At 54.6% G+C, this 20,469-nt stretch carries 17 protein-coding genes and 1 riboswitch; of the genes, 10 read left to right on the top strand and 7 right to left on the bottom strand.

The genetic code is table 11. The annotated features are described in order from the left end of the window. Window positions 1-119: 119 nt before the first annotated feature. Both MKJ04_RS18695 and MKJ04_RS18690 read left to right on the top strand, forming a co-directional pair. The gene (locus tag MKJ04_RS18695) at window positions 120-3,098 is read left to right on the top strand and encodes a two-component regulator propeller domain-containing protein (RefSeq protein WP_241643193.1); all 2,979 of its coding nucleotides are present in this window, start codon (window positions 120-122) and stop codon (window positions 3,096-3,098) included. Between the two features lie 29 nt (window positions 3,099-3,127). Next, on the top strand, window positions 3,128-3,865 hold the full coding sequence (locus tag MKJ04_RS18690; protein WP_241643192.1) for a LytR/AlgR family response regulator transcription factor: 738 nt from the start codon (window positions 3,128-3,130) through the stop codon (window positions 3,863-3,865). A 190-nt stretch (window positions 3,866-4,055) separates the two neighbouring features. Here MKJ04_RS18690 and ahcY read toward each other — a convergent pair whose 3' ends face one another. Then, window positions 4,056-5,363, bottom strand: a complete 1,308-nt coding sequence (ahcY, locus tag MKJ04_RS18685) for an adenosylhomocysteinase (RefSeq protein WP_241643191.1) — start codon at window positions 5,361-5,363, stop codon at window positions 4,056-4,058. A gap of 219 nt (window positions 5,364-5,582) precedes the next feature. On the opposite strand from ahcY, the gene MKJ04_RS18680 reads away from it, so the two are divergent. The 3 genes from MKJ04_RS18680 to MKJ04_RS18670 all read left to right on the top strand — a co-directional run bounded on the left by MKJ04_RS18680 (window position 5,583) and on the right by MKJ04_RS18670 (window position 8,460). Continuing rightward, window positions 5,583-6,770 carry a class I SAM-dependent methyltransferase gene (locus MKJ04_RS18680; RefSeq protein WP_241643190.1) on the top strand — a complete coding sequence of 396 codons (1,188 nt, stop codon included), beginning with the start codon at window positions 5,583-5,585 and terminating at the stop codon, window positions 6,768-6,770. A gap of 182 nt (window positions 6,771-6,952) precedes the next feature. Then, entirely contained in the window at window positions 6,953-7,138 is a 186-nt protein-coding gene (locus MKJ04_RS18675; RefSeq protein ID WP_241643189.1) for a hypothetical protein, read from the top strand. 179 nt (window positions 7,139-7,317) lie between these two features. Beyond that, entirely contained in the window at window positions 7,318-8,460 is a 1,143-nt protein-coding gene (locus tag MKJ04_RS18670) for an alpha/beta hydrolase-fold protein (RefSeq protein WP_241643188.1), read from the top strand. A 598-nt stretch (window positions 8,461-9,058) separates the two neighbouring features. Here MKJ04_RS18670 and MKJ04_RS18665 read toward each other — a convergent pair. Next, on the bottom strand, window positions 9,059-9,658 hold the full coding sequence (locus tag MKJ04_RS18665; RefSeq protein WP_241643187.1) for a DNA-3-methyladenine glycosylase: 600 nt from the start codon (window positions 9,656-9,658) through the stop codon (window positions 9,059-9,061). 183 nt (window positions 9,659-9,841) lie between these two features. Further along, a riboswitch (cobalamin riboswitch) is annotated at window positions 9,842-10,049 on the top strand. A 105-nt stretch (window positions 10,050-10,154) separates the two neighbouring features. Here MKJ04_RS18665 and MKJ04_RS18660 point away from each other — a divergent pair. Both MKJ04_RS18660 and MKJ04_RS18655 read left to right on the top strand, forming a co-directional pair. Continuing rightward, window positions 10,155-12,077, top strand: coding sequence for a TonB-dependent receptor plug domain-containing protein (locus MKJ04_RS18660; RefSeq protein WP_241643186.1), 1,923 nt, complete (start codon window positions 10,155-10,157; stop codon window positions 12,075-12,077). A gap of 94 nt (window positions 12,078-12,171) precedes the next feature. After that, window positions 12,172-13,278, top strand: a complete 1,107-nt coding sequence (locus MKJ04_RS18655) for a YncE family protein (protein ID WP_241643185.1) — start codon at window positions 12,172-12,174, stop codon at window positions 13,276-13,278. Between the two features lie 238 nt (window positions 13,279-13,516). On the opposite strand, the gene MKJ04_RS18650 is transcribed toward MKJ04_RS18655, so the two are convergent. After that, window positions 13,517-13,819 carry a hypothetical protein gene (locus tag MKJ04_RS18650; protein ID WP_241643184.1) on the bottom strand — a complete coding sequence of 101 codons (303 nt, stop codon included), beginning with the start codon at window positions 13,817-13,819 and terminating at the stop codon, window positions 13,517-13,519. A gap of 153 nt (window positions 13,820-13,972) precedes the next feature. Between MKJ04_RS18650 and MKJ04_RS18645 the strand changes: the two genes are divergently transcribed. Both MKJ04_RS18645 and MKJ04_RS18640 read left to right on the top strand, forming a co-directional pair. Next, entirely contained in the window at window positions 13,973-14,140 is a 168-nt protein-coding gene (locus MKJ04_RS18645) for a hypothetical protein (protein WP_241643183.1), read from the top strand. A 52-nt stretch (window positions 14,141-14,192) separates the two neighbouring features. Then, window positions 14,193-14,417 (top strand): DUF2798 domain-containing protein, encoded by a 225-nt coding sequence (locus MKJ04_RS18640; protein WP_241643182.1) that lies wholly within the window; start codon window positions 14,193-14,195, stop codon window positions 14,415-14,417. Window positions 14,418-14,479: 62 nt separating this feature from the next. Here the strand turns inward: MKJ04_RS18640 and MKJ04_RS18635 are convergent, their stop codons facing one another. Beyond that, window positions 14,480-15,019 carry a hypothetical protein gene (locus tag MKJ04_RS18635; RefSeq protein WP_241643181.1) on the bottom strand — a complete coding sequence of 180 codons (540 nt, stop codon included), beginning with the start codon at window positions 15,017-15,019 and terminating at the stop codon, window positions 14,480-14,482. 295 nt (window positions 15,020-15,314) lie between these two features. On the opposite strand from MKJ04_RS18635, the gene MKJ04_RS18630 reads away from it, so the two are divergent. Further along, the gene (locus MKJ04_RS18630; RefSeq protein WP_241643180.1) at window positions 15,315-17,519 is read left to right on the top strand and encodes a B12-binding domain-containing radical SAM protein; all 2,205 of its coding nucleotides are present in this window, start codon (window positions 15,315-15,317) and stop codon (window positions 17,517-17,519) included. Window positions 17,520-18,028: 509 nt separating this feature from the next. On the opposite strand, the gene MKJ04_RS18625 is transcribed toward MKJ04_RS18630, so the two are convergent. From MKJ04_RS18625 to MKJ04_RS18615, 3 genes are all read right to left on the bottom strand, one after another. Beyond that, entirely contained in the window at window positions 18,029-18,949 is a 921-nt protein-coding gene (locus tag MKJ04_RS18625; RefSeq protein ID WP_241643179.1) for an SMP-30/gluconolactonase/LRE family protein, read from the bottom strand. Between the two features lie 300 nt (window positions 18,950-19,249). Further along, window positions 19,250-19,684, bottom strand: coding sequence for a type II toxin-antitoxin system VapC family toxin (locus MKJ04_RS18620; protein ID WP_241643178.1), 435 nt, complete (start codon window positions 19,682-19,684; stop codon window positions 19,250-19,252). After that, complete coding sequence (locus tag MKJ04_RS18615; protein ID WP_241643177.1) at window positions 19,675-19,896, bottom strand: hypothetical protein; 222 nt, start codon at window positions 19,894-19,896, stop codon at window positions 19,675-19,677. Before MKJ04_RS18615 ends, MKJ04_RS18620 begins: the two co-directional genes overlap by 10 nt. Window positions 19,897-20,469 lie beyond the last annotated feature (573 nt).

Below are 20,469 nucleotides of genomic sequence, written 5' to 3'. Positions count from 1 at the left end.
AACAATTTTTAGCGTTGTCTTTTTCGCTTGCGCATTCGTAAGCAAATTATACCCGGAACGTCTCTTCGTTGGTGCCCTGACGCGTGCCAACCCGAATGGGAGGGTAAAAGTATGAGCCTGTGATATATTTTGTACGCTGCCTATTGCTGTTTTCCTTGCTGCTTATTGCCCGCCACCCGCAGGCACAGCAGTATAATTTCCGTAGCTGGACATTGGAGCAGGGCTTGCCGCAGTCGCAGATCACGGCCATCACCCAGGACGCCCAGGGGTTTCTCTGGCTTGCCACCCGCGGCGGGCTTAGCCGCTTCGACGGTATCAACTTCCGGACGTATACCAAGCGGGACGGGCTGACCAGCCATAACATTTCCGCCATACACCAGGATGGGCAGAAGAGGCTTTGGATCGGCACCATGGACGCCGGGCTGGTGCTGTATAACGGGGTCCGCTTTCAGTCCTACGGTGCTGCGCAGGGACTCCCTGCCAAAACCATATATGCCATTTCTGAGGATACGCTTGGCCGTGTCTGGCTGGCCACAGGCAAAGGCGCCTATTATTTTGCCAATGGCTCGTTCCACCGCTATACCGCTTTGCCCGAGGGCGTTTATACCGCCATCAGCCACGCAGCTGACGGCACGCTGTGGGTTGGCTCAAGGGAACACGGCCTCTATAAAATTTCTGGCAAGCGGATGGCGCGGTATTCCACGGCCAACAGTGCGCTCCCGAGCAACAGCATCACCGCGCTGTCTGTTGCCCCTTCGGGCGCGCTGTGGATCGGCACCGACAAAGGGCTTTCGCGCCTGCAGCATGGCACGCTTACCACTCCTGCGCTACCCAGTGTGCTGCAGGCCCCCGCTGTGTCCAGTTTTACCTACGACGCGCAAGGCAACGTGTGGGTTGGGCTGGAGCGCAACGGCCTGCTCAGGTATACCCAGGGGAAGTTTACTCACCTGACACGCCGCAACGGCCTCCGCACCCCCCGCATCAGCTCCCTCGCCTCCGACTCGGAAGGCAACATCTGGATCGGGACGAACGGCTATGGGCTGCAGCAGTATAAATCGCCGTGGTTTGTGCATTACTTTGATTTCGAGAACATGAATGAGCCGCGCATCACGGCCCTCGCCTGCGACAGCAGTGGCACCATGTGGCTTGGCACGGATGAGGGCGAGTTTGCCAGCATGCCCAAAACCCACCCGAACTGGCAAACCCACCTGCCCTGGCCAAAAGGCACTACACTCAATACCATATACCCCCTAAATGAACAGGCGACTTGGGTTTGCAGCAGCGATGGCGTCTGGCTGCTGCGGCCAGACACCACACTGCATTATACCACTGCCCACGGGCTTCCCTCCGCTGAGGTATATCAGGCTGTAGCCGACGCCGCCGGCACCATGTGGGTTGCCACAGCCGGTGGGCTTGCCTATTTTCAGGACAGTGTGTTTGTGCCTATCGCCGCTCCCTCAGGTGCTTTCAGCAAGACCAACTGCCTCTTCCGCGACAGCAAAAACAGCGTTTGGGTCGGCGCTGAGGATGGGGTATACCAGCTCAGGGGCCATAGCATCATCTCCCCGCCCGCATTAGAGGGGGTGAAGTTTTCGGAGGTGGGCTCTGTGGCGGAAGACAAGCTGGGCAACCTCTACTTTGCCGGTTTCAACCAGGGCATCCTGATGCTGGCGGACAGCCATGCCAGGGTTTTTACGGCGAAAGACGGGCTGCCGACCGAAGCCATCAAGACGCTCTATATAGACAAGCGCGACAACATGTGGGTGGCCACCAGCCGCAATGTGCTGAAACTGCGGCTGCCGCAACTGCGGCAGGATGGCCAGCTGAACTACAGAAGCTACACGAGTCAGAACGGGTTCAGGGGGCTGGAGGTATGCGACAACGCCATGGCCCAGTCGCCGGACGGCACCATGTGGTTTGGCACCACCAAAGGCCTGACGCAGTACCTCCCCAGCCTGGACCGCCGTAACGCCACCGATCCCAAAGTGATGCTCACCGACGTGATGCTATACTCCAAGCCAACCGACTGGACCGCCCTGGGCTATCCCACCGACAGCACGACCGGCCTGCCAGAGAACCTCCGGCTGCCCTACAACCAGAATTACCTGTCCTTCGACTTTCACGCCATTTGCCTGTCGGGGCCGGAGCAGGTGCGTTACCGGTATCGGCTGATGGGGTTTGACGAGCAGTGGTCTCCACCCGTGGAGCAGTCCTTTACCACCTACGCCAACCTGTCGCCGGGCACGTATACCTTCGAGCTGCTGGCCCGCAACAACGACGGCTTCTGGGCCGACGAGCCCGTGACGTATACCTTCGCCATCGTTCCTCCGATCTGGCGGCGCGAGTGGTTTGTCGGGGTGCTGCTGCTGGTGGTGGCGGCCACGGTGCTGAGCGTGGTGCGCCTGCGCGAGCAGAGCCTGGTTAAGATGAACTCGCTGCTGGAGATGCGGGTAAACCACCGCACCCGCCTACTGGAGCGCAAAAACCGCGAAAAGGAGATGCTGCTTCAGGAGATCCACCACCGCGTGAAGAACAACCTTCAGATCGTGATCAGCATGCTCAACCTGCAGGCGCGCCACGTCAGCGACCCGCTGGCGGCCGAAGTGATGCAGGCCATCCGGAGCCGGGTGCGGTCGATGTCTATCCTGCATGAGCGCCTTTACCAGCACGCCGACCTCGACTGTATCGATCTGGAAGAGTATTTTGAGGAGATTTGCGAGAGTCTGTATGCCGCCTACGGGGTAACCATGAGCCGCATCGCCCTGGAAATAGACATGCCGCGGATAAAGGTGAACATTGATGCAGCCATTACGTTGGGGTTAATTGTAAACGAGCTTATTTCCAACTCGCTGAAATACGCTTTCCCCAATGGCCAGGCTGGCGTGGTGCGCATCGTTCTTGTACGGCACGACGCCGTGCAGTATACCTTAACCGTGAGCGATAACGGCCAGGGGTTGCCGCATAACTTTAATCCGCAGACAAGCCAGTCTTTCGGGCTGAAACTAGTAACATCGTTGAGCCGGAATCTGGAAGGGCACTTTAAATTTGATAACAAAAATGGCACTAAATCAATATTGTATTTTGTTTTGGCATCATAAGTCGGTTTTTCACGTAAAATCTTAATGCTATGATAAAACCAAAAATCCTTATCTCGGAAGATGAGGCCATCATTGCTGAAGATATTGCGGCGAGCCTTGCAGACCTGGGTTACGAAACGTGCGCAATAGACTCCGGCGAGGACACCATCGACATGATCCGAGAGCTGCACCCTGACCTGGTGCTGTTAGACATTAACCTGCGCGGCGATGCCGATGGCGTGGAGATCGGGGCACGCATAAAAGACGAGTTTCATATCCCTTTTATATACCTGACCGCCTATGCCGACCGCGCCACTATTGACCGTGCGAAGAAGACCGAGCCGGACGGGTTCCTGGTAAAGCCCTTCGATGAGAAAAGCCTCCGCTCGGCCATCGAGATTGCGCTCTACAAGCACGACAACAGCAACAAAGAGACAAACGGCGCGGCGACAAGCCCCAAAGACCAGGAGGTAGCCACGGACTATATCTTTGTGAAAGTAAAGCACCGGATCATCAAGGTGCACTACAGCGAGATCCTTTGGGTAGAGGCGTATGACAATTATTCCTTCATCGTTACGGCTGACCAAAAGTACCTGGTTTCCTCCACACTGAAGGATATGGAGCACAAGCTCCCGTCGCAGAACTTCGTGCGCGTGCACCGCTCCTACATCGCCAACCTCGACAAGATTGAGGCGCTGGAGGAGAACTCCGTGGTGTTTGCCAAAGGCGACATCCCAATCGGAAAGTCTTACAAGAAAACGCTTATGTCACGCTTCAACATTATATGACAGCACGCCTACGGTGCCCCTGACCCGCTTTACTAAATACTGCATTTTTTCATGAATCTTTATTTCCGTGGAAGAGGTATGGATTTCACCTAACGCGTGTTTGGCAGGAACGCTGAATCCGGGAATGACCTTAAAAAAAGAAAGCCGGTGCTTTGCAGCACCGGCTTTCTTTTTTCTGTATACCTGTCGTTTAGTATCTGTAGTACTCCGGCTTGTAAGGGCCTTCCACTTCCACACCGATATAGCTGGCCTGGTCCGGACGAAGCTCATCCAGTTCCACGCCAATCTTGCTCAGGTGCAGGCGGGCAACTTTCTCATCCAGTTGCTTTGGCAGGGTGTATACCTCGTTGGCATACGCCTTACTGTTGGTCCAGAGTTCCAGCTGCGCCAGGGTCTGGTTCGAGAAGGAGTTTGACATCACGAAGGACGGGTGACCCGTAGCACAGCCAAGGTTTACCAGTCGGCCTTCCGCCAGCACGATAATGTCTTTTCCGTCGATGTTGTAGAGGTCTACCTGCGGCTTGATCACGTCTTTGGTGTTGCCGTAGGATTTGTTCAGCCAGGCCATGTCGATCTCGTTGTCGAAGTGGCCGATGTTGCACACAATGGCTTTATCCTTCAGGGCACGGAACTCGGACTCACGGATGATGTCTTTGTTACCAGTGGCTGTTACGATGATGTCCGCCTCTTTCACGGCATCCTCCATGCGCTTCACCGCAAAGCCGTCCATGGCAGCCTGCAGTGCGCAAATCGGGTCAATCTCCGTCACGATCACGCGGGCACCTGCACCACGCAACGAGGCAGCAGAGCCTTTCCCAACGTCGCCATACCCCGCCACAACGGCCACTTTACCGGCCATCATCACGTCTGTGGCACGGCGGATCGCATCCACCAGCGACTCTTTGCAGCCATATTTGTTATCGAATTTAGACTTCGTCACAGAGTCGTTCACGTTGATGGCAGGCATAGGCAGCGTGCCGTTCTTCATGCGCTCGTATAGGCGGTGCACGCCTGTGGTTGTTTCTTCAGACAGACCTTTGATACCCGCGGCCAGCTCAGGATAATTGTCGAGCACCATGTTGGTCAGGTCACCGCCATCGTCCAGAATCATGTTCAGTGGCTTGCGATCGTCGCCGAAAAACAGCGTCTGCTCGATGCACCAGTCAAACTCCTCGGCCGTCATACCTTTCCAGGCATATACCGAAATGCCGGCGGCGGCAATCGCGGCGGCGGCATGGTCCTGGGTAGAGAAGATGTTGCACGAGGACCAGGTCACTTCCGCGCCCAGTTCTACCAGCGTCTCAATCAGCACGGCCGTTTGGATGGTCATGTGCAGGCAACCGGCAATGCGGGCTCCGGCCAGCGGCTTGCTTGGGCCAAACTCCTCGCGGATTGCCATCAGGCCCGGCATCTCAGCCTCGGCCAGTCTAATCTCTTTGCGGCCCCATTCAGCCAGCGAAATATCCTTTACCTTATACTTCAGTTCTGTGTCTATCATACTATTCGTTTTCATCTGTTGAGAACACAAAAATACACAATTTGTTGCGCATCTTCAACTTTTGTTAGCCACTGTGCCTGCTGCGGAAGCAAAGCACAATCGCGTGAACGCAGAGCCTGGAGGAATCGTGACGGATGCCCTGTGCTGAAACGCCCCCAAAAAGCGTACCTTTGCGGTTTGCTGTAACCGTCCACGACTCCCGTGGCTAACCCTAACACGATGCGCCAATTTACTCCGGAAGAGAGAGCGTTTATGCAGGAGCACCGGCACCAGGAACCGGCTGCGCTGATGCTGCAGGCCAAGCGCTACCCGCATTTGCCGCTGCAGGAACTGGTGCAGCAGATACAGGCCCGCCAGAAAGCGGAGCAGAAACTGCCCACCTGGGCGCAGCATCCGGATACAGTCTTTCCGGTTACCCTGTCGGTGGAGCAGAGCTCGTCGGAGGCTGCCGCGGCCTACAAGGCCTCGCTGGTATCGGGGAAGCTGCTGGTGGATTTGACCGGCGGATTTGGCGTAGACAGCTTTTACTTTGCCACGCGTTTCGCGGAGGTCATACATGTAGAGCAGAACCCGGACTTGCAGGAGATTGCCCGGTATAACTTTGGGCTGCTGGAGGCAGGCAACATCCAGAGCATGGCTATTACGGCAGAGGCGTTTCTGCAAAGCTTTACCGGTATGGCCGACATGCTCTACCTCGACCCAGCCCGCCGGGGCGGCAGCAACCAAAAGCTGCACCTGCTGCAGGATTGCGAGCCCGATGTGCTGCACCTGCTGCCGCTGCTCTTCACGAAGGCAAGTGCGGTGTTGCTGAAATCCTCCCCGATGCTGGACATCGACCTGGCCCTGGAGCAACTGCAGCATGTGGCCAGGGTATGGATCGTGGCGGTGCAGAACGAAGTGAAAGAAGTGCTCTACCTGCTGGAGCCCGGGGCCACGCCACCGGCACAGGCCATACGCACGGCCATCAACCTGCTGCCGAATGGCACCACGCAAGAGATCGTCTTTACAAAGGCGGCCGAAGAAGACGCGGACGTTTCCTTTGCCGACCCGCAGCGGTATATCTACGAGCCGAACGCCGCCATCCTGAAAGCCGGGGCTTACCGCTACCTGGCCCAGCGTCTGCAGTTGCAAAAGCTACACCCCAACAGCCACCTCTATACCTCCGCCACGCTGGTTCCTGACTTTCCGGGGCGCAGCTTTGTGTGCCTGGCCATGAGCCGCTACAACAAAAAGGAGCTGCTGCGCCACCTGCCAGGCAAGCAGGCCAACATCACGGTGCGCAACTTTCCCGACACGGTGGCGGGCATCCGGCAGAAAACGGGTATCAGGGAGGGCGGCCATACCTACCTCTTCTTCACCACCGACATGCACCAAAAGCCTGTGGTGCTGATTTGCCGAAAGGCATAGAACGGCTTCCGGCAAATCAGCGCTTCGCCTATGGCGGCATCTCCCCGGACTGTGCCCGCCTGCAAAACCACCGGGGCAGGCATCCGTACTAATAAAGCCCTGTGTGTAGCACCCTCCCGCAGCTGCGGGCGCATCGCTCCACGCAGGGCAGTACTTTATTTTTTAATTTTAACCTGAGAACCATGAGCACAGATAAGGAAAACAAGCAAAACCAGTCGGAGCTGACCAACAAAGGCAAGGACGAAAAGAAAGACATCACCAACAGCCTGGAGCGCGACGTGACCGACACCAAAATGCCAGAGGACAAGACGCCGCAGGCACGCACCGATAACGAGCAGGACGCAGAGGTGAAAAAGCACAACAAGTAACAGCGCATCTGCACTGCCTGAAACAGCCACAACCGCATACGTTGTGGCTGTTTTGTTTTACCCCTAACCCTGTTTTGCTCCAAAAACCATATCTTGGGGTTCAGGCGTATTTTTGAACTTTGCTTCCAAAAGATGAAATTCAGACGTGCGCTTAAGTCGACCCACTCATACCCCCTACCATGAAACTACTGCTTCTCTTGTTGGCTTCTTTCGTGTTGTCGCTGACAGCGGCCTGCGCCCAACAGCCTGTCCGGGTGCAGATCCAGCTGCATGCCCCCACCCTCTCCGATACCACTGCGGTATACATCACGGGCAGCCTCGGGCAGTTAGGCGACTGGGACCCGGCAAAAGTTAAAATGGCCTACCAGGGAAACCACATCTGGGCAAAACAGATACAGCTGCAACAGCCGCAGTCGTTTGCCTATAAGTATACCCTGGGCTCCTGGGAGCGCGAGGCCACAGACGCCCAGGCGCAGGCGCTGCCCAATTTCAGCGTGCGGGCATCTAAAGACACCCTTGTTAAAGATGAGGTGAGGTATTGGCTCGAAAAGAAGCCCGCACCGAGCAAAGGGGGTATAACCGGCACAACCAGGCTGCACACAAACCTCACCGGCAAGGGCATCCGCCCCCGCGACCTGATGGTGTGGTTGCCGCCTGGCTATGAATCCGGCCGCAAGCGCTATCAGGTGCTATACATGCACGATGGCCAGAACGTGTTCGACCCCGCCACCAGCTCCTTCGGCACCGACTGGCAGATTGACGAGACGGCAGACAGCCTGATCAGGGCCGGAGCCATGGCCCCCGCCATCATAGTGGGCATCTACAACACCCCCGACCGAAGCGACGAGTACACGCCGGGAGAAAAAGGCACAGCCTATATGGATTTCGTGGTGAACACCGCCAAACCCTTCATCGACCAGGCGTACCGCACCCGAAAAGGCAGAAAGCATACGTATACCGGCGGCTCCTCCGCTGGCGGCATCATGGCGTTCATGCTGGCCTGGGAGCACCCATATGTTTTCTCCAAAGCCATCTGCATGTCGCCGGCCTTCAAGATTCAGCATATCGATTATGTGCAGGACGTCCGTGGCTACAACGGCAAAAAGAAGCCCCTTTTCTTTTATATCGATAATGGCGGCATTGACCTGGAAGAGCGCCTGCAACCCGGTATAGATGACATGCTGGCCGCCTTGAAGGAAAAGGGGTATGAAGCAGGAAAAGACTTTATCTGGGTGAAAGACGCAGAGGCAAAACATGCGGAGGCGGCCTGGGCCAAACGCATGCCGTTTGCCCTGAAAAGCATTCTGCCTGCCAGGAAGTAAAAGCTGCTGCGAGATACTAATGTAAAATAACCGCGGCAATCAGTGATCATACCTCTTTTTGATCATCCATCATTTATACAAGCAACCCAATTCAATAGTCAGATCAGAACATCAAGCTGCTCATATTTTCTGAGATGCGCCGGAAGTAGAGCGGTAAGTCCGCTATAAAACGCAGAAAAGATCTTAGTTCTCATTTGTGGCGATAATATCACGTAGCGCAGAAAGCCCATTATAAACCGTAGCACCTGAAAATTGCATATAGAACTTCTGCTAAAAGGAAGAGTTAAGCGGTCGCTCAAAATAAATCACAAAAACTCCCGCCGCCCTTGCCGCGTGTTTTCACCGGCAAGCCGAAATGCGGTAGTTATACTTTGTAGTTGCTTTAGTTCAGGCACTTAAAATACCTGTTATACCATTATCGAATGGATGTTGCGCACTGGAGCATTTTTATTTCGTGATTTTGGAGCCTATAAACCCTGGCGCAAGCGTCCGCTTGTGCCTATCATGTTAGGCGGCAGGTGGGATTGCATTGTGAGGCACAAGCGGACGCTTGCGCCATAGAGATATCGGCGTTGATACCAACCGAGTCCACGCTATACTACTTTTTCCGGCTCACCCACTTGTTCCCTTTTAGCCAGAAACGCCACGGCAGGCTGGCATCCTCTCCGGCATAGTCGATGCCGATGCGGGGGCCTGTGGCAATTTCTGCAGCAGTGAAACGCATCCCTCTATCCTCCAGCCAGATGGTGTCGCCGGTCAGGTCGGCACCGTACAGTTTTTTGCTGATCCCCAGGGCGTTGCTCATCACCCCGGGGCCTGCCGTCAGGTTCGGTTTCAGGGTGGCCATGTTGCGGCGCAGTTGCATTTCTTCAATCCCCTCTTCCGGCGCAATGGCCCGCACCAGCACGGCATCGGCTCTGCCGTGTGTGTTTGTGATGATATTGAAGAGGTGGTAGATCCCGTACACCAGGTATACATAAGCCACCCCGCCCTCGTGGTACATGATCTCGGTGCGCGGGGTTCGGCGGCTGAGGTGCGCGTGGCAGGCCCGGTCGTTCTCCCCGGAGTAGGCCTCCGTCTCCACGATCATGCCACCGGTCAGGATGCCATCCACAGCGGTATACAGATGCTTCCCGATCAGTTCCTGGGCAAGCGCCACCACATTCGGGCGGGTATAGAATTCTTTCGGAAGCTTCACGGTCGTTGTTTGTTTTTCGTTGTTCGTTGTTCGTAAATGGTTTTAATATATGGGTGTTATTCGTTGTTCGTATTTCGTGGTTTGTGTTTGGTAGTACGATAGGGTGGCGGTCTGGTTAAAAGCGGCAACGCCTTTGGTACCACCTAATTCGGAATTCGTAACTCGTAATTCGTAATTATTCACTACTTTTGCTCTCAGATTGGTGGCGCTTACTACTGCCGTGGTAAGAGCCTTAAAAGGGAAACAGGTGCAAAACCTGTGCTGTTCCCGCAACTGTCATCTTCACAAAAGGGGTTAGCCCATACCAACGGCCACTGTGCGGCACTTGCTGCATGGGAAGGCGAGCTAACTGAAGAGAGCCAGGAGACCTGCCAGTCCGACACTGATTTGTCGTATGCTTTCGGGTAAAAAGCTGCACGGCCTCCGCTATGTTAGCGCTTGCTGTCTCTGCCTTTCTGCCTGTTTTGCATGCTTCGGGATTTAAGCAACCGGGTACGTGGCATTATTTTCTTTCCGTGATTTTTGGGGCTTAACCGCCTGCCTGCTGGCCTTGTCGTTTACGGCAGTGGCGCAGCAGCCCGATTCTACTGTGCACCAACTGCGCACCGTGGAGGTGTTTGGCAGGCCTGCCGAGGTATACGCCGCGGGCAGCCGTGTGAGCGCCATCGACAGCAGCTACCTCCGCACCTATGCCTCCGGCTCGCTGGCAGATGCGTTGCAGGCCCGCACCCCCCTCTACTTCAAAAGCTACGGTGCCAGCGGCTTGTCTTCCGTGTCGTTTCGGGGGACCAACGCGTCTCAAACCGCCGTGCTTTGGAACGGGCTGAATATTGCGTCGGCCACGCTGGGGCAAACCGACTTCTCGACGCTGCCGGTAGGTGGCATCGGCGCAGTGGAGGTGCAGCACGGTGCGGCAGCGGCCACCTACGGAAGCGGCGCGATCGGTGGGGCGGTGCTGCTCCACTCTCCCGAGTACAAAGGCGAAGGGCTTGGGTGGGAGGCGCAACTGGAAGCGGGGAGCTTTGGCCGTTACTTTGGCAGTGGCCGCCTCAGCTATGGCAGCCAGAAGCTGGAGGTGGGCGCCAGCGCCTACCTGCGCCTCGCCGGGAACGACTTCACCTATACCGACCTTTCCCGCTATCAGACACCCAGGGTAAAGCAGGAGTACGCCGCCCTGCAGCAGCACGGCATCACCCAGGATATCACCTATCACCTTACCGACAAAACGCAAGTGGCGCTGCACGGCTGGTATACCTACACCGCCCGCGACCTGCAGCCCGCCATGGGCTCTGCCCCCGATAACGCGGCGCAAAAGGACGAAAACCTGCGGCTGCTAGCGGAACTGAAACATAGCAGCCGCTGGGGCCAGACAGACGTGAAGGCGGCTTACTTCAAAGATTACCTGCACTATACCGACAACACCACCAACTCCGAAGCCGACGTGCAGACCTACCAGCTACAGGCGGAGCAAACCTATACCAAGGGCAGCAACTGGAGCCTGCGCGGGGGTATAAACCTACAGCATTTTGTGGCCGAGAACGATGGCTACGCCGGACAGCAGCAGGAGAACCGGGCTGCCGTGTTCGCGCTTTTCCGCTATAACCCCGTAGCCCCGCTGGCCCTGAGCCTGAATCTGCGACAGGCGCTGGTGGAGGGGTATAGCCCCATGCCCACGCCAGCGCTGGGCTTCGACTGGACGTTTTACAAGCAGCACCAACACCGGCTATCCCTGAAAGGAAGCGCCTCGGGCAGTTACCGCGTGCCTACCCTAAACGACCGCTACTGGATTGGCGCGGGCAACCCCGACCTGAGGCCTGAGCAGGGCTGGAGCTACGAAAGTGGCCTGCGCCACGTGCTGCCATTGGGCAGCACCCTGCTGCTGGAGACAGAGGCAACCGCATACCACATGCTGATCGATGATTGGATCCAGTGGGCACCGGACGACATAGGCCGTTGGAGGCCCGCCAACCTGCAGAAGGTACGGTCGAGGGGGGTGGAGCTCAGCAGCCAGGTAACAGCCACGGTGGGCGAGATGAAGCTGAGCGGTTCTGCCGGCTATACCTATACCTCCTCGGAGCAGGAGAAGGTATACGACGGCACAGGCGACAAAGGCAAGCAACTGATGTATGTGCCCTTGCACAAGGCCATCTTCGCTACAACGGCGCAGTACCACAACTGGGCGCTGCTGGGCAACCTGAACTATACCGGCCTGCGCTATACCACCAACTCCGAAACCACCAGCCTAAACGGCTTCCTGCTGTTGCAGCTGGCCCTGAGCAAAAAACTGGAGCTCTGGGAAACCCCGCTCCTGCTCACGCTCCGCTCCGACAACGTGACGAATACCGTGTACCAGACCATGGCGTACCGGGCCATGCCACCACGCAGCTATACCTTTAGCATACGCTTCAGCCTGCCGTAACAGCACGAAATCGCCGGTACCCGGCACACGGGTATCACTGCCCTTCCCGAGCATCATCTTATAGCAACTAAACCAACCTATACCAATACATACCATGAAAAACAGTAATTTCTTCCGTAGCCTCTTTGTGGCTACAGCGCTTTTTTCCGGCTCTCTTGGCCTTACCAGCTGCGATAAAGACAACGACGTAACGCCTGCCACCAGCACCGAGGTGCGGGGCCCCTACGACCAGCACGGCGTCTTTATCCTGAACGAGGGCAACTACGGCACACCAAACGGCTCCATTTCTTTCTTAAGCGATAGCGCCAACCAGACGGTTATCAACAGCATTTCGCAAAAAGCCAATAACGACCGCCCGCTGGGGGATGTGGTGATGGACCTGGACATTGTAGGCGACCGCGCTTATATTGTGGCCAACAACAGCAACAAGCTGGAGGTGGTGAATGCCTATACCTTTCAGACGGAGGGCGCGGTAGAGCTGAAGCAGCCGCGCTTTTTTGCCGCCGCCAGCGCAGACAAAGCCTATGTTTCGGAGTGGATAACGTATGGGCAGCCGGGCCAGGTGTCGGTTATTGACCTGAAAACCTTGCAAGTGGTGAAAACCATACCTGTTGGGCCACTGCCCGAGGAGCTGCTGGTAGCGGACGGGAAGCTGTACGTCGCCATCAACGGGTCTAACGTGGTCACCGTCATCAATACCAGCACCGACGTGGTGGAACGTGATATCACAGTGACGGACGGACCGGCAGAACTGGAACTGGACGCAGACAAAAGGCTCTGGGTGCTTGCCAAGGGCAGAACCGTGTACAACTCCGACTGGACCGTGAACTACAGCGAGACAACCCCCGGTGCCCTGATTGCCATCAACACGGCCAACAGCACCGTGCTGAACACACTTACCTTTGGCAGCAACCAGGCTTCGCCCGGGAACCTGGCCATAACCGGTGACGGCGCGAAGTTATACTACAACTATCAGGGTGCCACCTATGCCCAAAGCGCCAGTGCCACCAGCCTTGCCTCTACTCCCCTCATCAACCGGAGCTTCTACGGCCTGGGCATAGACCCCGACAACGGCTACATCTATGGCTCCGACCAAAACGGGTTTTCCGGCGATGGAACAGTTTTCATTTACCAGCCGGATGGCACCAAGGTGAAAGAGTTTAAAGTCGGCATTGGGCCGAACGGCTTCGTGTTTAACTAAGAGCATGTTTAAAATTCATCTTTTGGGCTGCAAATTGTTCATTAAGGAACCTGACTTCGCCTTTTTATCACCCCATAGCGCTGCTATGCGGCTCAAAAAACGCTTCGCCAGAACCCTTCCTGAACAATTTTCGCTTCCAAAAACGAAATTTAAACATGCTCTAACCTGGCTTGCCCCAGATGCAAAAAGCGCCTCCCCGAAAGCCGGGAAGGCGCTTTTTTTATACCTGTCTGCGTGTCTACTGTTTCACCTCGTCGCGCTGCTTGCCATCGCCCTTGCCGTCGTAGGCACCGTCGCCGATGGCCTCGCCGCTGTTTTTGCGGTCGTCGCCGTAGTATTTTTCCTCCAGGTCGGTAGTGTCGCTGTCGCGGGTGGCCTCATTGTCCTCATCCCCTATCATCGACCCCTCGTCTTTTATATCGCTCCGCTCGATGTTGACGTCGCCCGGCTCAGTGCCTGTGCTACAGGAAGCCAGCCCAAAGGTGGTTAGCGCCGCTACGCCCAGCGTAAGTAAAGGTGTCTTAAGTTTATTGCTGTTCATCTGATTCGTCTCTTTCCGGTTAAACATATATTTCGGCTGCATTTCTGGCAGCCAACCCCTTCATGTACGTCCGCCGCAGGCTTATTGTTGAAATAGTGGCACCACGGCACGCATCGCTCCGTAAACAGACTATCCCACCAAAACCAAAACCCCATGCAAGACAACAAGCCGAAACAACCAATGACAGAAACCACAAAAGACGACTCGTCGGACATAGAAAAAGTGAAGCAGGACAAGCAGTCGCCGCCACCGCAACCAGGAGAGAAGCAAGCTGGCGACGCGGCCAAAGAAGACGAGGAGGCAGAAAAAGGGCACGCCTGACACACATATCTGCCTGCCGCTGCATACCTTTGCGCCCTTACGGTATTCGCTTATGAAAAAACAAGTGCTCTCGCCGCAGCTGAAACGCAGCCTGCTGCTGATCGGGCTGGTTAGCCTGTTTCTGGGCTCTGCCCTCCAGATTTATACCTTCGGGTTTTCCGCTGGCTTTGCGGGCCGGTGGCTGAACAGCACCCTGGTGTTTTTCGTTCTGATCGCCGTGACGGTGCTCGCCATTGTGCCAGCCGTAAACTACGTCGCCAGCAAAGTAGTCAAATAAAAAAAGCCTGCACGCGGTGCAGGCTTTCAGATGGTATGGTATAGCTACGGAGCGGTTTTTCCTTACAGCTCCACAGTCATTTTCGTGTCGATGGCCACGATCAGGCTGGCGGCGATCGGGCTGTCTGTGGTGGTGGCGTTCAGGCGGAAGGTAACCACACTGCCGCGCTGCAGGAGCATGGCCAGCTTTTGCTTCACGGCCTGGTCGTGCAGCACCACGGTGTTCGGCTGGCCGCTTTCCTGCATCTTCCGCAGGTGCAGGTCCGATATCGTGTCCAGCACGGTAAACTCGCTGCTGCCAGAAACGGCAAACTCCAGGTTGCCGGAGATAACCGCATCGCTGTGGCCCTTAAAATCCTCAATCCTATATGTAATGGAGTTGATGTCGAAAGACTCCACGTCACCTTTGTATTTCTTCAGTTCCTCTGTGTTCGTGTCCACGTCCTTCAAAACGGCAAACTGCTGGGCGGCACCGGCCGGACGGTCCAGGCGTAGCTCAAACGTCTGCGGAACGTTCACATCCTGCTTAAAAAGCGAACAGGCTGCTGCCATGATCAGCAAAGCAACCGTCACAATCATCTGAATATTTTTTCGTGAAAACATGATAAGGGCGATTAGGGTGCGTTGGTAACAGGTTGCCAGAGGCGTATAATCATTTTGTTCTTATATAGAACGTTACAAATATATGAATTTTTTTCAACATAAAAGTTTTTATACAAAATATTTATTCTTTCATATCAAGTAGTCAAAATATAGATACGGTTATATATAATCTGGATATTGAACTCCCCGGCAGCGAGGGCTGTTGCCAGGGCACCGTTGCCAGCGACTGCACTATTTTGCGTAACTTTGCGCCTGTAAGCGCCCACGCGCCCAGTCATTTTATATTGATTTTATTTTGGAGAAACCAGCCATACTGCTCATCACGCCCCCACTTACCCAGCTCAACACCCCATACCCCGCCACGGCTTACCTGAAAGGCTTTTTAACGGGCCGCGGCCATCAGGTGACACAGGCCGATATGGGGATAGAACTGGTGCTGCGCATGTTCAGCCGCAAAGGGCTGCAACAGATCTTCGATGCCATCGAGGCAGGCGGGTATGCGTTGTCGGACAATAGTCTGCGGATGCTGCGCCTCAAGCGCGAGTACCTGCAGACGATTGAGCCCGTGATCCGCTTTCTCCAGAACAAGGACAACACGCTGGCACAGCAGATCAGCTTCAGCCGCTTTCTGCCCGAGGCCGCCCGCTTCGACCAGGTGGAGGACATCGACTGGGCTTTTGGCAGCATGGGCATCACCGACAGGGCGCGCTACCTGGCCACGCTGTATTTAGAGGACCTCGGCGACCTGATTAAGGAAACGATCTGCCCTTACTTTGCCTTCAGCCGCTATGCCGACAGCCTGGCCATGTCGGCCACGCACTTCGACCCCATGGAAGAGGCGCTGCAGGAAACCCCCAACCTGGTGGACCAACTGCTGCTTGAACTGCTGGAGGAGCGCCTGCAGGCGGTGCAGCCCACCGTGGTTGGCTTCTCCATACCCTTTCCGGGCAACCTGTATGGCGGCCTCCGGATGGCGCAGTATATAAAAGCGAAGTATCCGCACATAAAAACCACGATGGGCGGCGGCTACCCCAACACCGAGCTGCGCAGCCTGCGCGAGCCGCGCCTGTTCAACTACATCGACTTTGTGACATTGGATGATGGCGAGGGACCCTGGCTTAAACTGCTGGAGCACCTGCAGGGCCAGCGCGACGCGGAGGCCTTGCAGCGCACGTTTGTACTGGCTGAGGGCGAGGTGCAGTATAGCAACGGCAGCACCGACGCCGATGTGCCGCACACTGAAATCGGGACGCCCGACTACAGCGACCTGCCGTTGCAGGACTACCTTTCGGTGATCGACGTGATCAACCCGATGCACCGCCTTTGGAGCGACGGCCGCTGGAACAAACTCACCATCGCCCACGGCTGCTACTGGAAGCGCTGCTCTTTCTGCGACATCACCTTAGACTATATAAACCGCTACGAGGTGGCCCCGGCCACGCTGCTGGTCGATCGCATCGAGCAGATCATCGCCCAGACCGGGCAGACCGGTTTCCATTTTGTGGACGAGGCCGCGCCGCCTGCCCCGCTCCGCGACATGGCCATTGAATTGATCCGAAGGGGTGTCAAGATCTCGTGGTGGGGTAACATCCGCTTTGAGAAAACATTCTCCCCGGACTTGTGCCGCCTTTTGGCCGCCTCGGGCTGTATTGCCGTGTCAGGGGGGCTGGAGGTGGCTTCTGACAGGCTGCTGGAACTGATGGAGAAGGGCGTGAGCATTGAGCAGGTAGCCCGCGTAACCGACGCGTTCACGCAGGCGGGCATTATGGTGCACGCCTACCTAATGTATGGCTTCCCGACACAGACCGCCCAGGAAACCGTCGACTCGCTGGAAGTGGTGCGGCAGCTGTTCATCAACAACGTGATACAGTCAGGCTACTGGCACCGCTTCAGCATGACGGCGCACAGCCCCGTGGGCAAGAACCCGGAGAAGTATGGCGTGGTGAAAGTCGGCCCGGAGGAAGGGCCCTTCGCCAACAACGACCTCTGGCACGACGACCCCACCGGCACCGACCACGAGCTGTTCGGGCAGGGCCTGGCCAAGGCGATTTACAATTACATGCACGGCGTGGGACTGGAGCAGCCGCTCTCGTTCTGGTTCGATTTCAAGGTTCCACGTGTGAAAACCCGCCCGGACCTGATCTACAAAGCCATCCAGCACCCCCAGAAACCAGATGCAGAGCGACCGAACGCCCGCGTATTGTGGCTGGGCAACCAGCCGGAACTGGAGCTCACCATGATCGCCAAAAAAGGTCAGACGATTGAGCGCTGTGTGCTCACGTTCTATGAGAAAGGCGAGGATTTTCAGGTGAAGACGACTGCCAACATCGGGCAGTGGCTGTTTGATGCGCTGCAAAAGATACACCCCGACCATACAGCGCCGGTGCTGCTAAAGCAACTGGAAGCAACCTTCCCGACGGACGCGCACCTGAGCTTTACCGAGTTCCTGGCCTCGCCGAGTTGGTTTGAATTGCGGGAGAAGGGGTTGCTGCTGTTGTAAAAGAAGTAAAGCAGATTTTGTTTATACCTTCTTGAGGCTTCAGGTTCTGCTTGTGTAAGACCACCCCCTGCCCCTCCTTGAAAATAAGGAGGGGAGTTTTAAGGCAGCAGCGGCTCCTTATCATGGCGCGGATTTGTAATCCGTGCCTTTCAATAATTTCGAGTCTGTGACTCGAATGGGCCAGTAGCCTAATGTTGTGGCAGGATGTCCGTGGCATGTAATGCTGCAAGGCCCAGCTGGTTCATATACAGAATAGAGAACACCAAGGTGTTAGAACTACCCCTCCTTGAAATTAAGGAGGGGAGTTTTAAGGCTGAAGAGGCTTCTTATCATGGCGCGGATTTGTAATCCGTGCTTATCAATAAAGTCGGGTATGCTACCCGACTGGGCCAGAGGCCCAACATGAGTAGCTCACGAGCCACAGGCAGGCAAGTACGAAACTGCCTACCTGAGAATTCGTTGCTACTGATGTATACCATCCTTCGAAATGAGGAGGGGAGTTCGGATGATTACTGTACGCCTTTTACTTTCATTTTCAGGGCGTATACGGCGTCCATGGCGGTGATGAAAAGCGTTTTGCGGTCTTTCCCACCGAACACCACGTTGGCCGTCCAGCCTGCATCAATCGGGATGTGGGCAATTTGCTCGCCTTTTTTGTTGAACACGGTCACGCCTTTGCCCGTGAGGTAAATGTTGCCTTTGCTATCGATGGTCATGCCATCCGACCCCTTCGGGGCAAACAGCTTTTTGTTCTTGAGGGAGCCGTCTGCGGCAATGTCATATACATAGGTTTTATCTGCGCCGATATCCGCCACATATAGTTTCCGGCCGTTTGGAGTGCCTACAATACCGTTGGGCTTTTCCATGCTATCGTCTGCTTTGATAAGTCGACTGCTGCCAGGTGCCAGGTAATAGAGGTGTTCGCCGTCCGGCTGCATTTCCGGGTCGCGGGTCCAGTAGCCGCGCTTGTACAGCGGGTCCGTGATGTACATTCCGCCATTGGGGGCTATCCAAAGGTCGTTGGGCCCGTTCAACAGCTTGCCCTCAAAATCGGTGACCAGCACAGTGTGCTTGCCTGCTTTGTCGAAGGCCCAGATCGCGTTGGTGCTGTCGGCGGTGGTAACCAGATTGCCCTTTTGGTCGAAGTACATGCCGTTGGAGCGGCCCGTTTTGTCCAGAAAGGTGCTCAGTTCGCCGGTAGCCGCATCCCAGCGGATAATCTTATCGTTGGGCTGATCCGTGAAGTACACATTTCCCTCCGCGTCCACTGCCGGGCCTTCGGTAAAGGTATACCCCTCGCCCAGCTTCTCGACCTGCGCCCCCTTTGCGACTATCGAATTCTTGTCTGTGATTTGGGCAAACGACAAGGCAGGCAAGAACTGTAGCAGTGCTATACCCAAAGCGGCGATAAAATTTACAGGATGCTTCATGGAGGATGTATAAATAAACTTTTCTAGATAACAATGTATGGAACGCTTCGCAACTCCGGTAGCCTCGGCCTGCCTAAACCACCAACTATACCCCCCGGCCAATAGGTGAGTACTTTTACGTTAACTCGAGAATATAGCGGTTATTTCAAAACTCAAACAGCCTTATTCCATAGCTTGCTTTGCGCTCCACGCCTGGGGTAGCGGCCCTTCTTAAGCTGGGTCGCGTTTTCCCGCTCGGCACTGTGTAGTTGAAGCTGCCGGGAGTAGGGTTAAGTACGCATTTGGTTGAGCAATATGCTTCTATAAATCATTCGGAGTAACAGTTACAATTTCCTTGACTGTTTTTAGCCTAATGTCGTTTGTCAGAAAATACTTTGCTTCATTTGTTACAGCTGTTGCAACTTGGATAGAGTCTGGTGTTTTTAATCCATATTTTGCTCTTAATTCAGCTGCTTTAACTGCGACAGCCGCTGTAATTTCAACTAATTCTATACCTAATGCTTCGGATAAAATGCGTTGAAATTGCTCAACTAAATCTTGCCGATTCAATTTCATTGGTTGAACGAGAACTTCCAGAAGCGTTAGCGTAGAGGTAATGAATGAAAAGTCACCATTATCATAAGCGGTAAATAGTTTAATCAGACTTGTTTGGTAGACTGTATTACCTTCTATAAAATAAATTAGCGGGGCTGTGTCCAGAAAGACTTTTTGTGATTTGAACTTTATTAGTCCCATTGTCTCTCATTCTCCACATACTTATCTAAATCCATATTTTCCCAAATTTCAGAGCCTAGCCCATTAATTGAGGTCAGTTTCACCTGCTCTTTTACCACATTCTCTTTTTTGATCAATGAGATTACCCTTTCCAATAAATTAATTTTGTCCATATAATCAAGCTGCCTTACCTGATTAAGTATAGTATCTATATTTACCGTTTTTGCTGCCATGCTTTTTTCATTTAAAAACTCTACTAATATACGAGTTTCATTTCTTATGTATTTTGCCGCTAACGTCTTGTGTATAACGTGTGCGAGGCTGTCATCCGAAGCATAAGGTATAAAACCTTGTTGTAGGATACTATCTTGTTGTAGGATACTATCTTGTTGTAGGATACTATTTTTAATTTAGTTCATCGGTTAAATGGATGTATACATCTCCTAAAATTTCAAGATGTTCAGCCGTCAAATGAAAGTATTTAGGGTTCAAGTAATTTATTTCACAATTGTCGAATCCCTCTCCAATTTTAACTGAGTTCTTGATAAAGAGATAGTGGCAAATTTCTCCATCCACAAAGCTTGAGGCTAAATCTTTAATAAGGCCTTTCTTATTTTCTTGAGTCAAAGAGAAATTGAAGTTCTGGTCAACATACTTCTTTATTGCCTGCCCCTTCTTATTTTCAGGATTAGAAGCTGTTTTAAAACCTATTAAGGCCTTTTTAACATAATAGAGATCATCGCCAAATAGACCATGCTCTGGGCATTGACTCTGTCTTTCTCATAGTCTTTGCTCAGGCGTCTTGC

Source organism: Pontibacter sp. E15-1, from assembly GCF_022601975.1.
Taxonomy (GTDB): domain Bacteria; phylum Bacteroidota; class Bacteroidia; order Cytophagales; family Hymenobacteraceae; genus Pontibacter.
The sequence above is the reverse complement of the archived record's forward strand: the minus strand, read 5'-3'. Positions and strand labels throughout refer to the sequence as shown.

Bases quoted from the DNA above. Each gene is read 5' to 3' on its own strand.
- MKJ04_RS18655 (WP_241643185.1), top strand. From the start codon at position 12,172: ATGAAAAACAGTAATTTCTTCCGTAGCCTCTTTGTGGCTACAGCGCTT.
- MKJ04_RS18645 (WP_241643183.1), top strand. From the start codon at position 13,973: ATGCAAGACAACAAGCCGAAACAACCAATGACAGAAACCACAAAAGAC.
- MKJ04_RS18680 (WP_241643190.1), top strand. From the start codon at position 5,583: ATGCGCCAATTTACTCCGGAAGAGAGAGCGTTTATGCAGGAGCACCGG.
- MKJ04_RS18615 (WP_241643177.1), bottom strand. From the start codon at position 19,896: ATGGCAGCAAAAACGGTAAATATAGATACTATACTTAATCAGGTAAGG.
- MKJ04_RS18640 (WP_241643182.1), top strand. From the start codon at position 14,193: ATGAAAAAACAAGTGCTCTCGCCGCAGCTGAAACGCAGCCTGCTGCTG.
- ahcY (WP_241643191.1), bottom strand. From the start codon at position 5,363: ATGATAGACACAGAACTGAAGTATAAGGTAAAGGATATTTCGCTGGCT.
- MKJ04_RS18635 (WP_241643181.1), bottom strand. From the start codon at position 15,019: ATGTTTTCACGAAAAAATATTCAGATGATTGTGACGGTTGCTTTGCTG.
- MKJ04_RS18650 (WP_241643184.1), bottom strand. From the start codon at position 13,819: ATGAACAGCAATAAACTTAAGACACCTTTACTTACGCTGGGCGTAGCG.
- MKJ04_RS18690 (WP_241643192.1), top strand. From the start codon at position 3,128: ATGATAAAACCAAAAATCCTTATCTCGGAAGATGAGGCCATCATTGCT.
- MKJ04_RS18625 (WP_241643179.1), bottom strand. From the start codon at position 18,949: ATGAAGCATCCTGTAAATTTTATCGCCGCTTTGGGTATAGCACTGCTA.
- MKJ04_RS18670 (WP_241643188.1), top strand. From the start codon at position 7,318: ATGAAACTACTGCTTCTCTTGTTGGCTTCTTTCGTGTTGTCGCTGACA.
- MKJ04_RS18675 (WP_241643189.1), top strand. From the start codon at position 6,953: ATGAGCACAGATAAGGAAAACAAGCAAAACCAGTCGGAGCTGACCAAC.
- MKJ04_RS18620 (WP_241643178.1), bottom strand. From the start codon at position 19,684: ATGGGACTAATAAAGTTCAAATCACAAAAAGTCTTTCTGGACACAGCC.